Source organism: Streptomyces sp. NPDC026394 (genome assembly GCF_055567735.1).
The window spans coordinates 1-19,448 of the sequence record NZ_JBVHPX010000033.1; the positions used below are offsets into that span (position 1 = coordinate 1).

General features: G+C 73.7%; 23 protein-coding genes. 9 read left to right on the plus strand and 14 right to left on the minus strand.

Annotated features, from left to right (window positions below; translation table 11 throughout):
* Positions 1–325: 325 nt before the first annotated feature.
* The 3 genes from dhaK to dhaM all read left to right on the plus strand — a co-directional run bounded on the left by dhaK (position 326) and on the right by dhaM (position 2,573).
* A complete protein-coding gene (gene dhaK, locus ACZ4QV_RS39000; RefSeq protein ID WP_361586023.1) occupies positions 326–1,312 on the plus strand; it encodes a dihydroxyacetone kinase subunit DhaK in 987 nt (328 codons plus the stop codon).
* Between the two features lie 266 nt (positions 1,313–1,578).
* Complete coding sequence (gene dhaL / locus ACZ4QV_RS39005) at positions 1,579–2,160, plus strand: dihydroxyacetone kinase subunit DhaL (protein ID WP_361155265.1); 582 nt, start codon at positions 1,579–1,581, stop codon at positions 2,158–2,160.
* Complete coding sequence (gene dhaM, locus ACZ4QV_RS39010) at positions 2,157–2,573, plus strand: dihydroxyacetone kinase phosphoryl donor subunit DhaM (protein ID WP_467764187.1); 417 nt, start codon at positions 2,157–2,159, stop codon at positions 2,571–2,573. Before dhaL ends, dhaM begins: the two co-directional genes overlap by 4 nt.
* 48 nt (positions 2,574–2,621) lie before the next feature.
* Here the strand turns inward: dhaM and ACZ4QV_RS39015 are convergent, their stop codons facing one another.
* From ACZ4QV_RS39015 to ACZ4QV_RS39045, 7 genes are all read right to left on the minus strand, one after another.
* The gene (locus ACZ4QV_RS39015) at positions 2,622–4,493 is read right to left on the minus strand and encodes a complex I subunit 5 family protein (protein ID WP_467764202.1); all 1,872 of its coding nucleotides are present in this window, start codon (positions 4,491–4,493) and stop codon (positions 2,622–2,624) included.
* Positions 4,494–4,522: 29 nt separating this feature from the next.
* On the minus strand, positions 4,523–4,870 hold the full coding sequence (locus ACZ4QV_RS39020; RefSeq protein ID WP_361616088.1) for a sodium:proton antiporter: 348 nt from the start codon (positions 4,868–4,870) through the stop codon (positions 4,523–4,525).
* The gene (mbhE, locus tag ACZ4QV_RS39025; RefSeq protein ID WP_467764188.1) at positions 4,867–5,664 is read right to left on the minus strand and encodes a hydrogen gas-evolving membrane-bound hydrogenase subunit E; all 798 of its coding nucleotides are present in this window, start codon (positions 5,662–5,664) and stop codon (positions 4,867–4,869) included. The genes ACZ4QV_RS39020 and mbhE overlap by 4 nt, the downstream gene beginning before the upstream one ends.
* Positions 5,661–5,954 carry a hydrogenase subunit MbhD domain-containing protein gene (locus ACZ4QV_RS39030; protein WP_361155086.1) on the minus strand — a complete coding sequence of 98 codons (294 nt, stop codon included), beginning with the start codon at positions 5,952–5,954 and terminating at the stop codon, positions 5,661–5,663. The genes mbhE and ACZ4QV_RS39030 overlap by 4 nt, the downstream gene beginning before the upstream one ends.
* Positions 5,947–6,432 (minus strand): MrpF/PhaF family protein, encoded by a 486-nt coding sequence (locus tag ACZ4QV_RS39035; RefSeq protein WP_361155085.1) that lies wholly within the window; start codon positions 6,430–6,432, stop codon positions 5,947–5,949. The genes ACZ4QV_RS39030 and ACZ4QV_RS39035 overlap by 8 nt, the downstream gene beginning before the upstream one ends.
* Positions 6,429–6,674, minus strand: coding sequence for a hypothetical protein (locus ACZ4QV_RS39040; RefSeq protein ID WP_361155083.1), 246 nt, complete (start codon positions 6,672–6,674; stop codon positions 6,429–6,431). Before ACZ4QV_RS39040 ends, ACZ4QV_RS39035 begins: the two co-directional genes overlap by 4 nt.
* Before the next feature lie 127 nt (positions 6,675–6,801).
* Positions 6,802–7,161 carry an ArsR/SmtB family transcription factor gene (locus ACZ4QV_RS39045; protein WP_361155082.1) on the minus strand — a complete coding sequence of 120 codons (360 nt, stop codon included), beginning with the start codon at positions 7,159–7,161 and terminating at the stop codon, positions 6,802–6,804.
* 165 nt (positions 7,162–7,326) lie between these two features.
* On the opposite strand from ACZ4QV_RS39045, the gene ACZ4QV_RS39050 reads away from it, so the two are divergent.
* Entirely contained in the window at positions 7,327–7,713 is a 387-nt protein-coding gene (locus tag ACZ4QV_RS39050) for a nuclear transport factor 2 family protein (RefSeq protein ID WP_361155080.1), read from the plus strand.
* On the opposite strand, the gene ACZ4QV_RS39055 is transcribed toward ACZ4QV_RS39050, so the two are convergent.
* The gene (locus tag ACZ4QV_RS39055; protein ID WP_467764189.1) at positions 7,671–9,431 is read right to left on the minus strand and encodes a CocE/NonD family hydrolase; all 1,761 of its coding nucleotides are present in this window, start codon (positions 9,429–9,431) and stop codon (positions 7,671–7,673) included. The two genes, ACZ4QV_RS39050 and ACZ4QV_RS39055, sit on opposite strands and share 43 nt — an antisense overlap.
* A 110-nt stretch (positions 9,432–9,541) precedes the next feature.
* Between ACZ4QV_RS39055 and ACZ4QV_RS39060 the strand changes: the two genes are divergently transcribed.
* Together ACZ4QV_RS39060 and ACZ4QV_RS39065 are read left to right on the plus strand one after the other, a co-directional pair.
* Positions 9,542–10,270: a TetR/AcrR family transcriptional regulator gene (locus ACZ4QV_RS39060; protein WP_467764190.1), complete on the plus strand. Its 729-nt coding sequence runs from the start codon at positions 9,542–9,544 to the stop codon at positions 10,268–10,270.
* Positions 10,271–10,426: 156 nt separating this feature from the next.
* Positions 10,427–11,014, plus strand: a complete 588-nt coding sequence (locus tag ACZ4QV_RS39065; protein ID WP_361155079.1) for an AAA family ATPase — start codon at positions 10,427–10,429, stop codon at positions 11,012–11,014.
* A gap of 46 nt (positions 11,015–11,060) precedes the next feature.
* On the opposite strand, the gene ACZ4QV_RS39070 is transcribed toward ACZ4QV_RS39065, so the two are convergent.
* Complete coding sequence (locus ACZ4QV_RS39070; RefSeq protein ID WP_361155078.1) at positions 11,061–11,501, minus strand: hypothetical protein; 441 nt, start codon at positions 11,499–11,501, stop codon at positions 11,061–11,063.
* 354 nt (positions 11,502–11,855) lie between these two features.
* Here ACZ4QV_RS39070 and ACZ4QV_RS39075 point away from each other — a divergent pair, with 354 nt between their 5' ends.
* From ACZ4QV_RS39075 to ACZ4QV_RS39085, 3 genes are all read left to right on the plus strand, one after another.
* Complete coding sequence (locus ACZ4QV_RS39075) at positions 11,856–12,368, plus strand: DUF5949 family protein (RefSeq protein WP_030017544.1); 513 nt, start codon at positions 11,856–11,858, stop codon at positions 12,366–12,368.
* Positions 12,369–12,490: 122 nt separating this feature from the next.
* Positions 12,491–12,685 carry an antitoxin gene (locus tag ACZ4QV_RS39080; protein WP_361155076.1) on the plus strand — a complete coding sequence of 65 codons (195 nt, stop codon included), beginning with the start codon at positions 12,491–12,493 and terminating at the stop codon, positions 12,683–12,685.
* A gap of 233 nt (positions 12,686–12,918) precedes the next feature.
* Positions 12,919–13,272, plus strand: coding sequence for an STAS domain-containing protein (locus tag ACZ4QV_RS39085; protein WP_361155075.1), 354 nt, complete (start codon positions 12,919–12,921; stop codon positions 13,270–13,272).
* A gap of 60 nt (positions 13,273–13,332) precedes the next feature.
* Here the strand turns inward: ACZ4QV_RS39085 and amaB are convergent, their stop codons facing one another.
* The 5 genes from amaB to ACZ4QV_RS39110 form a co-directional block, all read right to left on the minus strand.
* Entirely contained in the window at positions 13,333–14,868 is a 1,536-nt protein-coding gene (amaB, locus tag ACZ4QV_RS39090) for an L-piperidine-6-carboxylate dehydrogenase (protein ID WP_361585819.1), read from the minus strand.
* A gap of 86 nt (positions 14,869–14,954) precedes the next feature.
* Entirely contained in the window at positions 14,955–16,391 is a 1,437-nt protein-coding gene (gene hglS, locus ACZ4QV_RS39095) for a 2-oxoadipate dioxygenase/decarboxylase (RefSeq protein ID WP_361585816.1), read from the minus strand.
* A gap of 24 nt (positions 16,392–16,415) precedes the next feature.
* A complete protein-coding gene (locus ACZ4QV_RS39100) occupies positions 16,416–17,726 on the minus strand; it encodes an NAD(P)/FAD-dependent oxidoreductase (RefSeq protein WP_361585813.1) in 1,311 nt (436 codons plus the stop codon).
* A gap of 166 nt (positions 17,727–17,892) precedes the next feature.
* Positions 17,893–18,609 carry a hypothetical protein gene (locus ACZ4QV_RS39105; RefSeq protein ID WP_361585810.1) on the minus strand — a complete coding sequence of 239 codons (717 nt, stop codon included), beginning with the start codon at positions 18,607–18,609 and terminating at the stop codon, positions 17,893–17,895.
* 3 nt (positions 18,610–18,612) lie between these two features.
* Positions 18,613–19,194, minus strand: a complete 582-nt coding sequence (locus tag ACZ4QV_RS39110) for an RNA polymerase sigma factor (protein WP_361155068.1) — start codon at positions 19,192–19,194, stop codon at positions 18,613–18,615.
* Between the last annotated feature and the right edge of the window lie 254 nt (positions 19,195–19,448).

Consider the following 19,448-nt stretch of genomic DNA (forward strand, 5'->3'; position numbering starts at 1 on the left):
CCCACAGACGTCCAGCTCGCCGCCTGACCTCCGCCAGTCAAACCACCCCAAACTGAACCCGGGCGCCTTGACGGAAGACATAGAGGCACCCCCCGCGTCCAGGGATGAACGCCCAGGCCATCACCCGCCAACAAGCCATACCGGGCACGCCCTCCGCCCTCCGGCCCTTGCGCCACCTCCAGCACCTCCGCATATCCTGAGGCCGTCACGCTGAGTAACCCGCCCGGTAACTTACCCTCCGTCAGCACATCGGCATGAGGTCAGCACCAGTACCGACGGAGTCCGTCGCCAAGCCCTTCGAGCCACCGAGGAGCGCCCCGTGAAGATGCTCATGAACGTCCCCGAAACCGTCGTCGCCGACGCGCTGCGCGGGATGGCCGCGGCGCACCCCGAGCTGGTGGTGGATGTCGACAATCGGGTGGTGGTGCGGCGGGATGCGCCGGTTGCCGGGAAGGTGGCGGTGGTTTCCGGGGGTGGGAGTGGGCACGAGCCGTTGCACGGGGGGTATGTCGGGCCGGGGATGCTGGACGCCGCCTGTCCGGGAGAGGTGTTCACCTCGCCCGTGCCCGATCAGATGGTGCGGGCCGCGGCGGCCGTGGACAGTGGCGAGGGTGTGCTGTTCCTGGTGAAGAACTACACCGGTGACGTGCTGAACTTCCAGATGGCCGCCGAGCTGGCGGAGGACGAGGGGGTACGGGTCGCCAGTGTGCTCGTCAACGACGATGTGGCGGTGACGGACTCGCTGCACACGGCCGGGCGCCGGGGCACCGGGGCCACCTTGTTCGTGGAGAAGATCGCGGGGGCGGCGGCCGAGGAGGGAGCGCCGCTGGACCGGGTGGCGGAGCTGGCGCGGCAGGTCGTCGAGTCCTCGCGCAGTTTCGGCGTCGCGCTCGGCGCGTGTACGACGCCGGCCAAGGGCGGCCCGATGTTCGACCTGCCCGCCGGTGAGCTGGAGCTGGGCGTGGGAATCCACGGTGAGCCGGGGCGGGAGCGGCGGCCGATGATGACCGCGCGCGAGATCGCGGACTACGCGGTGGACGCGGTGCTGGCCGACCTGAACCCCCGGCAGCCGGTGCTGGCGCTGGTCAACGGGATGGGCGGCACGCCGCTGCTGGAGCTGTACGGATTCGGCGCCGAGGTGCACCGGGTGCTCGGTGAGCGGGGTGTGCCGGTCGCCCGTACGCTGCTCGGCAATTACGTCACCTCGCTGGACATGGCCGGCTGCTCGGTGACGCTGTGCCAGGCCGACGCGGAGCTGCTGCGGCTGTGGGACGCGCCGGTGCAGACGGCGGCGCTGCGGTGGGGACGCTGAGGCGCGCGGGCGGTGCGGACGCGCGGGCGGTGCGGACGGTGCGGACGGTGCGGACGCGCGAGCGGTACGGACGCCGGTACGGACGCGCGAGCGGTGCGGACGCGCGGGGGCGCTGGTGCAGCAAGGACACGGGTGGACAGGTACACACTGGTGGAGACGTTCACCCGCACAGGTGAGTCTGTGCCAAGACGTCGCACGCGCACGTACGACCAGAGGAGCAGTTCGTGTCCGAAACGGCACTGGATGCCGGGTTCTTCCTGCGCTGGATGACGGCGTCCGCCGCCTCCGTCGACCGGGAAGCGGCCCGCCTCACCGACCTGGATTCCGCCATCGGCGACGCCGACCACGGCAGCAATCTCCAGCGCGGCTTCGCGGCCGTGGTCAAGACCCTCGAAGCCGAGCCGCCGCAGACACCCGGTGCCGTGCTGACGACGGCCGGGCGGCAGTTGATCTCCACGGTGGGCGGTGCGTCGGGGCCGCTGTACGGGACGCTGTTGCGGCGTACGGGCAAGGCGCTCGGCGAGGCGGACCGTGTCACCGTCGACGAGCTGCGGACGGCGCTGCGAGCCGGGGTGGACGCCGTCGCCCAGTTGGGCGGGTCCGCGCCCGGTGACGCCACGATGCTCGACGCGCTGGACCCCGCCGTCGAGGCGCTGGCCACGTCCTTCGCGGCCGCCGCCGAGGCGGCCGGGCAGGGGGCGCAGGACACCGTGCCGCTCCAGGCCCGCAAGGGCCGGGCGAGCTATCTCGGTGAACGCAGCATCGGCCACCAGGACCCGGGGGCCGCCTCGTCCGCGCTGCTGTTCGCGGCGTTGGCGGAGGCCGCCGGCCAGGGGGTGGCCGAGTGAGCGGCGCGGACACTTCTTACGTGGGCATCGTGCTGGTGTCGCACAGCGGGCCGGTGGCCGAGTCGGTGGCGCGGCTGGCGACCGGCCTGGCGGGCGGAGACGTCAAGGCGCCCGTCGCGGCGGCGGGCGGCACCCCGGACGGCGGTCTCGGGACCAGCGCGGAGCTGATCACCGAGGCGGCGCGGACGGTGGACCGGGGCGCGGGCGTCGCGGTCCTGGTGGACCTCGGGAGCGCCGTACTGACCGTCAAGGCGCTGCTGGCCGAGGGGGACGAACTGCCCGAAGGCACGCGGCTGGTGGACGCGCCGTTCGTCGAGGGCGCGGTGGCCGCCGTGGTCAGCGCGGCCACGGGGGCGGACCTGGACGCGGTCGCTGCGGCTGCCGGGGAGGCGTACGCGTACCGGAAGGACTGAGGGGCGGATTCCGCCGAGACCCCGGCAGTCGCTGCCCCTGTCGGGGCCTCAGTGGAGGGACGGGAGCAGGAGCGCCGCCACCAGGGCCATGCCTGCCAGGACGAAGGCGACGTAGTCGCCGATGTGCCCGGAGTGCAGGCGGCGCACGGGCGCGGCCCAGCGGGTCTGCCGGGTCGGGCCCGTGCGGCGTACGGCCCACCGGGCGAGGAGGCAGGCCAGGGCGGCGGACAGCAGGCCGAGCCCCACACCCGCCACGGACCAGTGCGGTGCGGGCGTCGGTACGGACGCGGCCGGGGGCGTGTGCAGGACGGCGGCCGCGTAGCCCGCCCGGTCGAGGAAGGCGTCGGCGGCCCGGCCGACCGCCGCGTGCAGCCCTGGTACGACGCCCACGGCCAGGGCGCCCGCCAGCAGCACGACCGGGACCGCCAGCATGGTGTCCGGGATGCGGCTCAGCGGGCCGGCGGTCTCGGGCTCCTCGTCCTTGCCGCTGGTCTCGTCCGCGCGGGCCTCCGCCTGACCGGCGGCTTCGGGCCGTACCCCCGCTCCCAGGAAGATCCGGGCCACGGCGCGCAGCACCGCTCCCCCGGTGACTGCCGACACCACCACGAACAGGGCCGCCTGCCAGCCGCCTGCCGCCTCCTCGGAGACGGCCTTGCCCAGTCCCGTACCGAAGGGCGGCAGCCCGGCCAGGGCCAGTCCGCCGACGGCGCAGACCACACCGACGAGGGGCAGTTCCCGGCCGCGGCCGTGGAGTTCGTGCTCGTCGACGCTGCGGAAGCGGTCGAGGAGGATGCCCATGGCGGCGAACAGCGCGGCCTTGACGCCCGCGTGGGCGAGGACGTACAGCGCCGTACCGCCCGTGCCCTCGGGAGTCATGACGGCGAGCCCGATCAGGAACAGGCCGGTGTGCGCGACGGTGGAGAAGGCCAGCATCCGCTTGAGGTGGCGCTGCTGCCAGCACATGAGCGCGCCGACGACGGCGGTGAGTGTGCCGAGGGTGAGGAGCATGCGGTGCGCGTCGGCCGTGGGGATGCCGCCGGGGCCCGCGAAGACAGTCCAGTAGACGCGTGCCGTGCCGTAGACGCCCAGTTCGACCATGACGCCGGACAGCAGCATGCACACCGGGGTGGGTGCCACCGCGTGGGCGTCCGGGAGCCAGAAGTGGAAGGGGACCGCCGCGGCCTTGACGAGCAGACCGGTCAGGACGAGGACGAAGGCGGTCAGGACAAGGAAGTCGGGGCCGCCGGGGCCGCCGCCGGAGGGCTCGCCCGGGTGGGCGGCCAGCCGGGCGCCGATCTGGACGAAGCCGAGTTCGCCGGTGCGTCCGTACAGCAGGCCGACGCCGAGCAGTGTCGCGTAGCCGCCGAGGGAGTTGACGACGCCGAAGGTGAGGGCGCCCTGGACGGCGCGTTTCTCCTCGACGCGGTAGCCGGTGAGCGCGTACGCGACGACGCCCATCAGCTCGAAGAAGACGAACGCGTTGAACAGGTCACCGGTGAGCGCGAAGCCGCACATGCCCGCCTGGAAGATCAGGACGAGGGCGGGGAAGGTGCCCGCCTGGCGGTGCGGCGGCTCGTCGAAGTAACGCCAGGAGTAGGCGAGGACGGCGACGACGAGCAGCGAGGTGACGGCGGCCAGGCCGACGCCGATCCGGTCACCGACCAGGACGATGCCGACGCCCGCGCCGCCGTGCGGGTGCCGGCCGCCCAGCCATTCGACGGCACGTGCGCCCGGCGCGTCCGCGGGCGTGCCGCGCAGCAGGACGGAGAGGGCGAGGACGGCGGTGGCCGCGGCGAAGACGGTGCCCGCGGTCTCGGCGGCCCGGCGCGGCATCCGCCGTCCGGCGGCCACCAGGAAGGCGGCGCCGAGCAGCGGGGTGGCCACGATCAGCGGGAGGGTGGCGGCGGGCGTGAGGGTCATGGCGGCGGGGACGAACGTGCCGGTCGGGGTCACCCGCGCAGCTCCGAGAGTTCGTCCGGGTCCACGGTGCCGTGCCGTTTGCCCACCTGGACGACGAGGGCCAGCAGCAGCGCGGTGACCGTCGCCCCCACCACCACGTCGGTGAGGGTCAGGGCCTGGACGACGGGATCGACGACCGGCCGGGGGCCGGGCCGCAGGTCGGAGAAGACCGGTGCGGTGCCGCCGTCCCGGTAGCCCACGGCGAGCAGCAGGACGTACGTGGACGCCTGGCAGACGGCGAGGCAGCCGACGGCGTGGATGAGGTTGCGGCTGGTGGCCAGCCCGTAACAGCCGATCAGGAAGATCCAGCCGGCGACGAGATACGGCAGCACGCTCATGTCGGCTTCTCCTCGGACGGGGGCGGTGGGGCGGGGTGACGGGTCTCTCCGGGGCCGGCGTGCTCCGCCGCGTCCTCGATCTCCACCGCCTGGTCGAGGAAGGAGGCCAGCAGCACCACGACCCCGCCGGCGACCTCCACCCCGATGGCCGCGTTGAGCAGCGGGACCGTGCCGCCGGAAGCGAGCGTGCCGAAGGTGCCGTACGGGAGGAAGTTGGTCAGGTAGGCGGTTCCGGCGACCAGGCCGGCGGCGCCCAGCAGGAGGTAGGCGGCCTCTCCCGCCGCGTCCGCCGTCGCGTACAGGCCGACCGGTCTGATCCGCTCCAGCGCGCGGTAGTCCACGGCGATGTAGAGCAGGTGCAGGGCGGTGGCGACGACCACCCCGCCCTGGAAGCCGCCGCCGGGGCTGAGCTGGCCGTGTGCGACGACGTACAGACCGATGAGCAGGGTGACCGGGAGCGCGACGAGAGCGTAACGGCGTACGGGCGGGGCCACGCGCGCCGGTTCGGGGCGTACCCGGTGCTCGTCGCGGGTCTGGCGGAGCAGCACGACGGTGCCGAGCGCCGCACAGAAGAGGATCGATTCCTCGCCGAGGGTGTCGAACGCCCGCTGGTCGAAATTGACCGCCGCGACGACGTTGGCGGTGTGCCGGGCGAGGGCGGCCTCGACGGCCCGCGCGCCGTACGGGTGCCGGTCGCCGCCGAACTCCGGCAGGTCCAGGCTCGCGGCGAACAGCAGGACGGCCACGCCCAGGCCGCCGAGGACCAGCACCCACATCCGGATCCGTCTGCTCACCGCCGCTCCCCTTCCCCGGAGCTGCCGGGTTCCCGGTCGTGACCGTCCGCCCGGCCCTTGCGCCGCACCTTCCGCACCGAGAGCAGCAGCAACAGCGGGGTGAGGACGGAGCCGACCGCTAGTTGGGAGAGCGCGACGTCCGGCGCCTGGAGAACGGCGAAGAGGAGGGCGAGGGCGAGGCCGAGAAGGGCCAGTACGGTCGACTGCCGGACCGGGTCGCGGGCCAGTACGGCGGCGGTCGCGGCCGCCGCCACGCACGCCAGGGCCAGCACGATCAGCACGTCATTCATCGGCCGCACCGGCTTTCTCCCCGGCGCGCCGCCCGGACAGCGCGCGCGAGGACACGATGTTCCCGCCGACCAGCAGCACCCCGATGACCAGCAGCTTCACCATCGCCCTGCCCGGTCCCGCGGCGACGCACAACGGCAGCACCACCAGGGGTACGGAGAGGGCGGCGAGCGGCGTCATGACGCGGTCGAGGACGCCGGCGACCCGGTCGCGCACCGGCTGTCCGGCCAGTTCGTCGGCGAGCAGCCGGGCGTAGACGAGCGTTCCGGCGGGACCGAGGACGGCCAGGACGAGGCCCAGATCGACGTACGACGGCCGGGCGTAGCCCTGTGCGAGCAGCAGCACGGTGAGGCAGGCGACGAGCGTCGCGAGGTTCTGCGCCATGACCCGCCGCCGTACGGGCCCGCTCGCCGCACCCCACACGGTGGGGGCGAAGGCGAAGAGGAGCAGCAGCGCGGCCGCGAGCAGCCAGCCGTTCACCGCGGCCGGCCTTGCGCCGGGCGGGTGTGCGCGGGGCCGTTGCCGGCGGCACCGCTGACGGCTGCCCTGCGGGCCGCGCGGGCGGCGCACGCGCCGAGCAGGGCGGCTGCCGCGCCGACCAGGCACTCCAGCAGATCGAGGCTGCTGACCAGCACCAACCACAGCGCGGCCAGCACGACCCACCAGGCGGCCAGTTCGACGACCGCCGTCGTCGCACCGGACGGTTTCGCCGCACCGGACATGCGCTCACCTCCGGCCTCGCCGGTACCCGGCCGTCAGGCTCTCATGCGGCACATCCCCTGCGGACGAACCGCGCCGAACGGGCCGATTCGCGACAGCACCGCAGCACCCGCCAGGAGGGCAGCACCGTCAGGACGGCAGCACGCCGGTGGCCTGCGCGCCCTCCCCCACGACCACCTCAGGGTCGCCCCCGGCAGCCGCCAGCACCACGTCCAGCAGCCCCGGGAAGCGCGCCTCCAGGTCCTCGCGCCGCAGGTGCATCACCAGGCGACGGCCCTCCCGCCGCTGGTGGAGCACACCGCTCTCGCGCAGCACGCGCCAGTGGTGACTGGCGGTGGATTTGGACACTTCGGGCAGCAGCTCGCCGCAGGAGCGTTCGGCTCCATGGGCGAGCCGGTGCACGATGCGCAGCCGGATCGGGTGCGCGAACGCCTCCAGGACGTCCGCGATGCGTAGTTCGGCACGGTCGGGGTGACTCAGTACGGCCATGCCCCGAGCGTACGCGGACGGACCGACACGCGGCCCACCTCCCCACCCTCCCCGTCCCTCCTCCCCGCACGCCCACTCTGCTACTGTTCTAGAACATACGAACTGACGGGTCGGCAGGTCCGCCCGGACCGGCCCGCCCGCACCCTCTCGCATGAAGGAGCCCTCATGACCGTCTACGAGGACAACTACTCCCTCGGCAAGCAGTTCCACGCCGCGCTCGCCACCGCCGACTGGGACACGATCCGCTCCCTGCTGCACGAGGACGCGACCTGGGAGCTGCCCGGCGACAACACGATCTCCGGGACGGCGCACGGCGCGGACGGCGTCGTCGAACGTGCCCGCAAGATCGCCGGGTACGGCCTGAACTTCGCCCTGCTGCACATCCTCGTCAGCCCCCGCAACATGGCGCTGTCCTTGCACAACACCGCACAGCGCGGCGATCTGGTCCTGGACGAGCACCTGTCCACGGTGTGCACCGTGCGCGACGGGAAGATCGCGGCCATCGAGACCTACCTGTCCGACGTGGACGGCATGAACGCCTTCTTCGTCTGAGACCGCGCCCGTTCCGCCCGCTCCGCCCCTTCCGCCTCGGGGTCGGTCCGCGGCAGCACCAGCGCCGACGGATGGTGCAGCGAGATCACGACGGGCACCAGCCGGGTGGCCGTCGGCAAGGGCTCGTCCGTACCGGTGTTGCGGGCGAAGCGCGGGTGGGCGCCGCCGCTGATCTGGAGGCGGACGCGGTGTCCGGCGGCGAAGGAGTGGGCGGTGGGGCTCATCGCCACCGTCACCTCCGCCGGGCCGGCCGCGCTCCCGGCCGTGGCGGGGTCCAGGCGCCGGATCCCGTCGCAGACATTGACCGACCGCCCCCGCTCGTCGACGTCGCAGAGCCGGGCGAAGACATCGGCGTAGCCGGTGTCCGTCGTGACCCGCAGTTCCACGGCGACCGTGCCGAGGACGTCGAGCGGCTCGGCGAGCGGCGGGGTGGTGAAGGTCAGCACGTCTTCGCGGGCCTCCAAGGCGGCGTTGTCCCGGGGCCCGGCGGTCCGGCTCAACAGGGGCCCACCGACCGAGGGCGTCGGGTCGGCCGGGTCGTAACGGAAGGACAGCGGCGGCGCGCCCTCGGGGGACCGAGCACTCAGCGCGCCGTCGCGTTCGCCGTCGAGGTACCAGCGGCGGCCGGTCGCCACCGGAGGCCAGTCGGACAGCTCCCGCCACTCCTGACGCCCTCCCACATGGACGCGCACCCGCGTTTCGCGCAGGCCGGACGCGTCGTCGCACAGGTGGGCCCGGAGCCAGGCGAGGCTTTCGGCGAAGACGTCCACCCAGCCCTGCTGCATGGCGGAGTTGTGGGTCCAGGGGCCGACGAGCAGGGCGGTGTCGCATCCGGCGCGGCGCAGCCGGGCGTACTGCTGAAGCGTCTGGTCGAGGAACACGTCGTGCCAGCCGGTGATCAGGCTGGTCGGTACGGCCGCCCGCGCGGCCGCGTCACCGACGTCCGCACCCTGCCAGTGGGCGTCCTCCGGATCGGGCCGGGCCATCGCCTCGTCCAGGAACGGCACCCGGCCGCCGAGGCCGGGCCCGTACGTCTCGCCGAGCGGCAGCGTCCGGGTGATCTTCCGGAGGTGGCGTCGCAGGCGCAGCGCGGCCCGCGCGAAGGCCAGGGCACCCCGGCCGTAGTGCATCCGGCCGAGAGTCGAGACCAGGGCGCTCTCCAGGGCGAACGGGCCCGAAGCACGGCCCGAGGGGTAGAAGAAGCCGTGCAGGTCGTGCAAGCCGACCTGGACCACCATGGCCCGCAGCTCCGGAGGCGGGGCGGCGGCGAGGGCCCACTGCGCGTACCCGAGGGCGCTGGGTCCCAGCGTGCCGAGGACGCCGGTGAACCAGGGTTGCCGGCGCAGCCACGCGACGGTCACCCGGCCGTCGGCGGCCTCGTGCTGCCACGAGGCGTAGGTGCCGCCGGACCCTCCGGTGCCGCGGCTGCTCTGCAGGACGACGTGGAAGCCCTGTTCGGCGAAGAGAATGCCGAACATCGGCGCCCACGGGATGCCGCGGCCGTACGGCGAGCGGACCAGCAGGGTGGGAAAGTCGCCTGCGGCCCGGGGGAAGTAGTGGTCGGTCAGCAGTGGGCTGCCGTCGGCGGCCGGCACCACGAGTCCGGCTTCGTGGGCGACGTCGTGGCGCGGGTCGGGCATGCCGCGCAGGGTGCGCCGTACCGCCCTGACCAGCAGGGGCGGCTTCTTCGCGGTGGGGCGGTGCGTCGCTGTCGTCACGGTGCCTCGATTCCTGGTGCGGACTGCTCTTCCTGATGGCGCGCTATTACCGTACTGCGTACGAGAATAGCGGATGATTGGATGGCGACGGACAGCAGAGAGAGGTTGCCGTGACCCGTACAGGCACATCCGGCCGTACCGCCGGAGTGGACCCGGAGGCGCTCTGGGCACCGGCCGAACGCCCCCGGCGCGGCCGTCCCCCGGCGCACAGCCGGGCCGAGATCACCGCCGCGGCCGTCGCCCTCGCCGACGCCGAAGGGCTCGGCGCGGTCACCATGCGCGCGGTCGCGGCCCGGATCGGGGCCGGCACCATGTCGCTCTACAGCTATGTCCCCGACAAGGAGACGCTGCTGGAGCTGATGATCGACGAGGTCGCCGGGGAGCACCGGCTGCCGCCCGGGCCGTCCGGCGACTGGCGCGCGGATCTGCGAGACCTCTTCCACGAGCAGCGCGACCTGATGCGGCGTCACCCGTGGTTGCCCATGGCGCTGCCCGCACGGCAGACGTTCGGCCCGAACACCCTCGCCACCCTGGAGCACGCCCTCGCCGTCCTCGCTCCCGTGGGGCTCGGCGCACCGGCGGCACTCGAAATCCTCAGCCTGCTCTCCGGCTTCGTGGCGAGCCATGTCACCCATGAACTCGCCCAGGAAGCGGCGGCTTCCGCCACCGGCCGCGCCTTCCACGACGCGCAGGCCCGTTATCTGCGCTCCGCCGCCGTCACGGACGCCTGCCCGAAGGTCGCCGAGGCCCTGACCGCGCCGGGCGGCACCCCCTCCGCCGACGCGACCTTCGACCGGCTTCTCAACCGCATGATCGACGGGCTGACGGCGACCGGCTGACAGCCAGGGGCTGACGGCCGGGGGCGAGCAGCGCAGTGCCCGTACCGCACCGGCAGGCAACCGCCGTGATCGGCGCGGGCGCTACGATGCCCCGGCGGAGCGGCCCCCACCGCTCCGCGACCGGCCGGAACCCCGCGCGGAAAGGCAGCCGAACCCATGACGGCACACTCCACCGACAGCGCGCCCGCCGCGCCCCAGGGACCGTGGCTCGGCCCGGGGGTCGTGATCCTGACGGGAATTCAGGCCGCCGGGAAGTCCACCGTGGCCCAGGCGCTCGCCGAGCGGCTGGCGCGGTCGGTGCACCTGCGCGGTGACACGTTCCGGCGCATGGTCGTCCGGGGGCGGGAGGAGATGACGCCCGACGCCGGCGCGTCGGCCCTCGCGCAACTGCGGCTGCGGCACCGGCTGACCGCCACCTGCGCCGACCAGTACGCCCAGGCCGGGTTCACCGTGATCGCCCAGGACATCCTGCTCGGCGAGCATCTGACCGAGATGGCCGAGCACATCAGGACCCGCCCGCTGGCGGTGGTGGTGCTCACCCCGGACCCGTCGGCGGTCGAGCAGCGGGAGGCGGCCCGGGCCAAGACGGCGTACGGGCCCGACTGGAGCGTGCGCGACCTCGACACGGCGCTGCGCGAGCACACCCCGCCGATCGGGCTGTGGCTGGACACCACGCACCAGACCGTCGAACAGACCGTGGACGAGATCCTCACCCGAGCCTGGACGGAAGGTGCCATCGCCTGAGCCCCGCCCGCGCCGTCCGCCGCTCGCCGCCCGCCGGCGCCCCGCTTCAGTACCCCTTCGGCGGCCGGGTCGGGTCGGCCTGCTGCACCCGCTCCGCGAAGTTCGAGCCGGACTCGTCGACGCCGTACCGGTCGCGGACGTAGCCGATGGTCGCGGTCATGCAGGCCACCACGTCGTACGGCGTGCGGGCGGTGCCGCAGCGGTGGTACGCGGCGAAGGTCTGCGGAACGCACTGGGTGGCGCCACGTGAGCAGTTGCGCGGGTGCCCGTCGGCCATGACCGGCCCCCAGGCGTTGCCGTCGGTGGTGTTCACCCGCCAGCGCGGGTGGTTGTACGAGGACTCCCGCCGCGCGATCGTGACCAGCGCCGGTATGCCGTACCGGGGATCCATACCGGTGAGTTCGCAGGCCAGCCGGGCGTAGTCGGCCATCGCCTCCTCGCCCGACGCGTCGTCGGGGTCGTGGTACTCCACCTCGGAAAGGTCCATCGGGCCGCATCCCCCTCCGACTCCGGGTTCCGGCACCGGGCCCGCCGCCGGGAGCACCGCGTCCCGTGCCGCTGCCGGGCCTGCCGTCATGGTGCCCGCCGCCGGGACGCGCGAACCGGCCGCCGCCGCTCCCGGGGCGTACCCGTCCCGCTCCCCCGCCGTACGGGTGCCGCTCCCCCGCCGTACAGGTGCCGCTCCCGTGGCCCCGCCCTGACGCGCACGTGGCGTACGGCCCCTCGGGATCGCCGGTACGGGTGACCGTCCGGACCCCGTTCGGCTGGGATGCCGGCGAGGCTCCGCCAACCGGGTGAAGCGCGCGAACGACGGCACGCGAAGGTCACTAAGGTGCCCGCCATGACCACATCCCAGGCCACCACCGGCAACCCTCCGTACAGCCAGCTGGGCACCCTCATGATGATCGGCTGGAGCGGCGCGCACCCCGAGGACGGTCACGACGTACCCTTCCTGCTCACCTACTCCCTCGGAGACGGCAAGGACGGCCCGGAGACCGGGACCGAGGTCATGGGCACCATGCTCAGCCAGGCCGGGCTGCTGGTCGGCGGCGAGCTCCAGGACGCCTCCCGCACCCCTTCCCTCCCGCTGACGCTGATCGTCGAGGCCGGACGGGCGGTGCTGACGATGCCGATCTTCAGCGCGCAGTGCCCGGTGCCGCCGGAGTGGCTGGCGGCGGCGGACCACCGGGGCCAGGTGTACGGCATGTTCGCCACCCGGCCGTGGCCGGAGGCGAAGCCGGGCGGGCCGGTCAGCGAGGACATGCTGCGCGCCTTCGCGGGCGACGAGGGCGTGATCAAGAGTTCCGCGCACTGTCTGATTCCCGTGCGCACCTTGCAGGGCCGCCCGTCCTAGCAGCGCCTCCGGCCCCTGTACGCCGGTCCGCCGGGCACGGGCGCGCGGCACCCCGGATGCGGATTCGGCCGGACCCGGCGACCCTGGAGAGGTGGGGGCGTCAGTGGCGAGGAGGACGACTCATGTCCGTGATGGACAAGCTCAAGCAGATGCTGAAGGGTCACGAGGACAAGGCCGGCCAGGGCGTCGACAAGGCCGGCGACTTCGTCGACGAGAAGTCCCAGGGCAAGTACAGCAGCCAGGTCGACACGGCCCAGGACAAGCTCAAGGACCAGCTCGGCAGGGATCAGGGCCAGGACCAGCCGCCGCAGTCCTGATCGCGTGCCGCCCCGGGCCGGGCCCCGCCTGTCAAGGCACCCGGCCCGGGGCGCATTCCGCACCCCGGAGGATCTGTCAAGAGATAGCGCAAGACTTCACCCGTTCGAGGGGCGCGACCTTGCCTGATCGATTCTCCTCGTACGCGCCCCGCTACGGTTTTTCTGCACCCCGGTCCCCGGTGCCATCAGCCAGAAGCCGCGCTCCGCGGCCCGCGCAACCGGTGGGGGGCGCCATGACCGAACGCACCGCCGACACGGCACTGCTCACGTACGCGGTAGGGGACCAGTTCGTGCTCGCGCTCAAGGGAGAACTCGATCTCGCCTTGGCGCTGACCCTGCAACCCGTCCTCGGTGAGGCGTTGCCGCCCCGGCCCGGCACGGTCGTCGTGAACCTCTGTCAGGTCACGTTCATGGATTGCAGCGGCCTGGCCCTGCTGTGCCGGGTCCGTGAACGGGTCGTCAACCGCGGTGGCCGTCTGATGCTGCTCGGGCCGCGCCCCGTGGTCCGCCGGCTGCTGCGGCTCGCTCCGCTCGACGAGCGTTTCGTCGTCATCGAACGGCTGCTGTCCGCCCGTACCCTCAACTGAGCGCCGGACGGGCAGCCCACCCACGGGCACGGCGCGCCTCCCACCCACGGGCTCACGGCTTCAGAGGAAGCTGACGCCCTGCGCCAGCGGCAGGGCGTCGGAGTAGTTGACGGTGGTGGTGACCCGGCGCATGTACGCCCGCCAGGCGTCCGAACCGGATTCCCGGCCGCCGCCGGTCTCCTTCTCCCCGCCGAAGGCACCGCCGATCTCCGCGCCCGACGTGCCGATGTTGACGTTGGCGATGCCGCAGTCGGAGCCGTCGGCGGCCAGGAAACGCTCGGCCTCCCGCTGGTCACGGGTGAAGACGCTGGACGACAGGCCCTGCGGCACGCCGTTGTGCAGGGCCATGGCCTCCTCGAAGGTGCGGTAGGTCAGCACGTACAGGACGGGCGCGAAGGTCTCGGTGCGGACGAGGTCGGTCTGCGCGGGCATCCGCACGACCGCCGGGCTCACGTAGGCGGCGTCCGGCGCCTGGTCGGTGAGGTGCGGGACACCGCCGGTGAGTACGGTGCCGCCGTCGTCCCGCGCCGTGTCCAGCGCCTTGGCCATGGCCGCGTGGGCGGCGGGGCTGATCAGCGGTCCGACGAGGGTGGCGGCGTCGAAGGGGTTGCCGACCGGTAGCTGCCCGTAGGCGTGCACGATTTTCTCGGTCAGGCGGTCCGCGACGTCCTCGTGCACGATCAGCCGGCGCAGGGTCGTACAGCGCTGGCCCGCGGTGCCCGCGGCGGAGAAGACGATGCCGCGCACCGCGAGGTCCAGGTCGGCGGACGGGGTGACCACGGCGGCGTTGTTGCCGCCGAGTTCCAGCAGACAGCGGCCGAAGCGGGCGGCCACCCGCGGCGCCACCGCACGCCCCATCCGGACCGAGCCGGTCGCGCTGAGCAGCGCGACGCGCGGGTCGTCGGCGAGCCGCGCGCCGGTCTCCCGGCCGCCGAGGAGCAGCCGGTGCAGGGCGGCCGGCGCTCCCGTGTCGGCGATCGCGCGGGCCAGCAGGGCGTCGCAGGCCAGCGCGGTCAGCGGGGTCAGTTCCGAGGGCTTCCACACGACCGGGTCGCCGCAGACCAGGGCGACGGCGGTGTTCCAGGACCAGACGGCGACCGGGAAGTTGAAGGCGGACAGCACACCGGTCACGCCGAGCGGGTGCCAGGTCTCCGCGAGGCGGTGGCCGGGGCGTTCGCAGGCCATCGTGCGTCCGTAGAGCTGCCGGGACAGCCCCACCGCGAAGTCGCAGACGTCGATCATCTCCCGTACCTCGCCGAGCGCTTCGGACCGGATCTTGCCGGCCTCGACGGTGACGAGGTCGGCGAGCGCGTCCTGGTGTCCGGTGAGCAGTTCGCCGAACCGTTTGACCAGGGCGCCCCGCCGCGGAGCGGGGACGGTGCGCCATTCCCGGAACGCCGCTTCGGCGGCGGCGACGGCCGCGTCGGCCTGCTCCGCGGTGGCGGCGGGCAGCCGGTACAGGACGCCGCCGGTGAGCGGCGTACGGGCGGTGATCCCGGCGCCCTCGGGGACGGTCGCGACGCCGCAGCGGCGCAGCCGGTCGGCGGCCAGATCACGGAGTTCTGCGGTGCTGGGGAGCTGGGTGCGGGTGCTCACGGCGGGTGGCTCCTTCGGCGCGGGGTGAGGACGGGCGGGGGCTGCCGGCAGGGGGGCCGGTACGGATCAGAAAGCGGGCACAGCCGTCAGGAGGGGCACAGTTCGCGAAGGGCGTCGTCCGCTCCCAGCGCTTCCAGCGCCCGCCGCAGGGAGGCGTCCTGCTGAGCGGCGTAGATCTGGAAGGGGTCGTGCACGGGACGGCCGATGCATTCGGCGAGCCGGTGTTCGTCGTAGGGCGTTCCGGTGCGGGCGGTGTCCCGGGTGCCGTGTCCGGTCAGGTTGGAGGTGAAGATCCCGGCGGCCGAACGGGGCAGGAAGTCCTCGTAGACGATCGGGCGGGCGGTCAGCCAGCCGTGTTCCAGCAGACCGGCCAGGTCGGCGGGCGGGTGCCGCCCGTCGCGCGGGCGGGCGGCTGCCGGGGCGTACGTGAAGTAACCCAGCCCTTCGGCGGCGAGTCGCTGTTCCGAGCGCGGGAAACCGGCCTCCCAGAGGGGGCGGGCCACGTCCTGCCGGGCGGCTCCCCGGCTGTCTCCTTCGCCGGTGAGCCGCCGCTCCGTCGCTGTGGCGAGCCGCCGGTCCGTCTCCGTGGTGAGTGCGTCGTAGCGGGCGCGGCCGGTACGGCTCAGGGCGATGCCGCGCGCCTCGACCTCGCCGAACCGCACCCGCAGTGCGCCGGTGGTCACGCTGCCGTCCGGCTCGCGGAAGGTGCGGGGTTCGTCCAGCGCGCGGAAGGAGGTCTGCCGCAGCAGGACGTCGGGGCCGTCCCAGCAGGGCGGCCCCTGGATCTCGTCGATCATGGTGATGCCGCGGTCCGCCATCCGCCGGTAGAGCGCGTCGATGTCCAGGACGCGTGGGGTGAGGTGGTTGACGTGGGTGCTGGTGACACCGCCGATGTCGGCGGCGACGGCGGAGATCCGGGCGAGTTCGCGGTACCAGGCGCGGTCCACCGGCTCGGGGGACAGTTCGAAGGCGGCGACCGCCAGCGTGAGGAAGCGTTCCGCCGGTTCCGGTGCGAGGCCGTGCTCGCGTTCGGCGCGCTCGGCGAGGCTGAGCAGTTCGGGCGGGAAGAGCGTGCGGCGGTCCAGGAAGGTCTCCAGCCGGGCCTGGAGTCCGGCGTCGAAGAACCGGCGGTCGGCGGTGGTGAGCATCGAGGTGAAGACGCGGAAGGGGTTGCGGTCCAGCTCCTCGGGCTCGACGGGGCGGAAGGCGGTGGAGACCACCGGGACCGCGCTCGTGGTGGCGTCCCGCAGGTCGTAGAAGCCCACCGGGCGCATTCCCAGGGCGGCGAACACCTGGGCCGCCTGGCGCAGTTCGCGGGGCGTGCCGACGCGGATGGCGCCGTGCCGCTCCGCGGCCACCCGTTCGATGCCGCCCAGCCGCCCGGCGTCCGGGTCGCGGTGCGCGACCTCGTCGTTCACCTCGCCCGTCACCTCCAGAAGGGTGGTGTACGCGGGGACTTCGGCGCCGTACATGCCGGACAGCCGGCGGGCGAAGGCGGCGCGCAGCCGCCAGGTGGGGATCATGCGGTCCTCCTCAACGGGTGCCGGTCAGATGATGTGTGCTTCCGGGCGGGGGCCGTCGCGCGGTACGCCACCCTCCTCCCCCCTGCCGGCGGGACGGGCGTCGAACCGCGTGGCGGCGAGCGGGCCGACGTCGAGAAACGGTTCGCGGCCCAGGTACAGGTCGCGGACCAGCTCCCCCACGGCGGGCGCCTGGAGGAAGCCGTGGCCGGAGAATCCGGTGGCGTACAGGAAGCGGGGCACGTCCACGGCCCCGCCGATGAGGGCGTTGTTGTCGGGGGTGGTCTCGTAGAGACCGGCCCAGCCGCCACTGACGGGCATCGTGGCCAGGTCGGGCGCCCGGCGGCCGACGGCCTCGCGGAAGGGTGCCAGCCACTCCCGGCTGAACTCCCGCCCGAAGCCCGGCTCCTGGCGCGGGTCCGACATGCCGAGCAGCAGTCCGCCCGCGCCGTCGTTGTGGAAGTAGGCCGTGGAGGCGAAGTCGAGGGTGAAGGGGATGCGGGGCGGTGGGGCGTCCAGCGGGCCGGTGAAGGCGATCTGGCGGCGCAACGGGGTCACCGGCAGCCGTACTCCGGCCATCGCGCCGACCTCGGCGGACCAGGCGCCCGCACAGCAGACGACCGTGGTGGTGCGGACGGTGCCGCGCGGTGTCCGTACCGCGTCGAGGGCGCCGTCGCGGGTCTCGATCGCGGTGACGGGGCAGTGCGTACGGATCTCCGCGCCGTGCCGGGCGGCCGCGCGCAGATAGCCGGTCACCGCCTCCCGCGGCAGCGCGTACCCGTCGGTCGGGCAGTAGGCGGCGGCGACGATGCCGTCCGGGTCGAGGTACGGGCACAGTGCGGCGGCCGCGGCCGGGCCGATGATCCGGCTGGGCACCCCGAGCGCGTTCTGTGCCGCCACCCCCTCCTCGAACAGGGCGCGTTCGGTGGCGTCGCCGAGCAGGAAGAGGTAGCCCACGCTCTCGAACCCGATGTCGGCGCCGGGCCGTTCGCCGAACGCCCGCCACGCCTCCAGGCTGCGCCGGCCGATGCGGATGTTGAGCGGGTCGGAGAACTGGGCGCGTACGCCGCCGATGGGCTTTCCCGAGGATCCGTCGGCGGGCCGGTCGCGCTCCAGCAGCAGGACGCCGTCCACCCCGGCCTCCGCCAGGTGGAACGCGATGCTCGCCCCGAGCACGCCTCCGCCGACGATGACGACGTCGGCGCGTTCGGGGACGAGGGCCGAGGCGGCGGCGGTGCCGAGGCCCGGGTCGGCGCTGTGGTCCGTGGCCGTACTGCGGTCCGTGGCCCTGCCGAGGCCCGTGCCCGTGCTGCGGTCCTGGGCCGTACGTCGCTCCATGCGGACGCCTTTCCGTCGGCTCGCTCGGTGCGCTGCGGGGTGCCGCCCTCCGGCGGCGGGCGTGCTGCCGGTTCCGGTACGTGTGATGCCGCTGGTACCGATGGTGACGGCCACGGCCCGCCGCGTCCATGCGGCGTCCGCCCGGCCGGTCCATTCCGGTCGCCGGTCACTGCCGCAGGTCGTCCACGAGCGTCGGCGACGGACAGGGGATCTCGCCGAAGTCCTCGTCGTCGCCCGCGACGTCGAGGCGGTCGATGACGCCCTCCAGGGCCGCGGGCAGGGTGGGCGCGAAACCGCTGTGCCACTGGACGAGCAGGGCGTGCCGGGCCGCGTCCGGCAGCAGCAGCCCGGCGTCGAAGGCGACCGGCGCCGGCAGCTCCTCGTCCGGGTCGTGGGCGGCCTGCGTCCGCCAGTAGGCCGCGTCGCGGAACTCGCCGTACCGGCGGTGGGACAGATACAGGCAGTAGGCGGCCGTCCGGCTGCCGCCGCCGGCGCCGAACCGCCACCAGAAGTCGGCGGCCTCCGCGCGTCCGGTGATGTGCAGCAGACAGGCGAAGACGAGGGCGCCTTCGGGATCCATCCGGTGGTCGTCGACCAGCCGGGCCAGGCTGTCCGCGGCCGCCGCGGCGTTCACCACCAGAGCACAGGCCAGGTCGAGTTCGTGGGTGGCCTCGTCGTGGGCGCTGGGGTAGGCGGTGGGCACCGGGGCGTCCGGGCGGGGCCCGGCCGGGTACGCGGCCCCGGTGTCCTCGTAGGTGTCGCCGGTGAGCCGGTCACGGGCCGCCACGGTGTCGTAGGCGCCGTAGCACTCGGCGAGGACCTCGGCGGCTGCTGCCAGCAGGGACTCGATGGTGTCCCGCTCGGCCCGGTGGGTGTGCGGCATGGGTCACTTACCCTTCGTGGGGCCCGCTTCGATGCCCAGCGCGGCGGCGATCCGGCGTTTGCCCCGGCTCGCGTGGGAGCGGACGGTGGCCTCGTCGACGCCGAGCAGGGCGGCGATCTGGGTGTCGGAGTACCCGATGACATGGCGCAGCACGATCACGTCGCACTGCCGCTCGGGCAGCCGCGCGATCGCCTCGTACAGCCCCAACTGGCTCTCCAACAGCGCGAACTGCTGCTGGCACTCGCGCAGCAGGGCGCGGGTGACGACGGCGAAGGCGGCGCTCTGGGTCAGGGCCGTGGCGCGCCGGTGCCGGCTGAGCCAGTCGACCACGGACTCCTTGAGGACGGCCCAGGCGTAGGAGTCCACCGAGGACTGCTTGAGCGCGTACGGCCAGCACAGCCGTAGACGCTGGTAGGCGGAGCCGGTCACCTCCAGGGCGGCGTCCTCGCTGCCGGTGTGCAGATAGGCGTAGGCCAGCCATTTGCGGTAGTGCGTCTCGTGGAACGCCTCGAAGGCGATGGCCAGCCGCCGGCCTGCCTGTCGCAGCGGGTCGCCGGCCGGGCACCCCGGCCGGTCGCGGGTCACGGCCGCTCCCGCCGGCCGTGGTGCCCGGCGCCGGGTCCGGGTGCGGGGGCGCACGGCGGCAGGGGACTGTCCCGGTACGTGCTCACGTGCGGTCCTCGTTCCGTTCGCCGCGGTCCGGGAGGCCGGCCGGCCCCGGCATCAGCGGGAGGGCGGCGGCCCTCCCTTCCAATGAACCGGAAAACCGGCCCGGTTGTGGCACCACCCGGAAGAAATCTCCCCGGAAGCGATGATGTGATGATTCGAAGCGGGGCGCC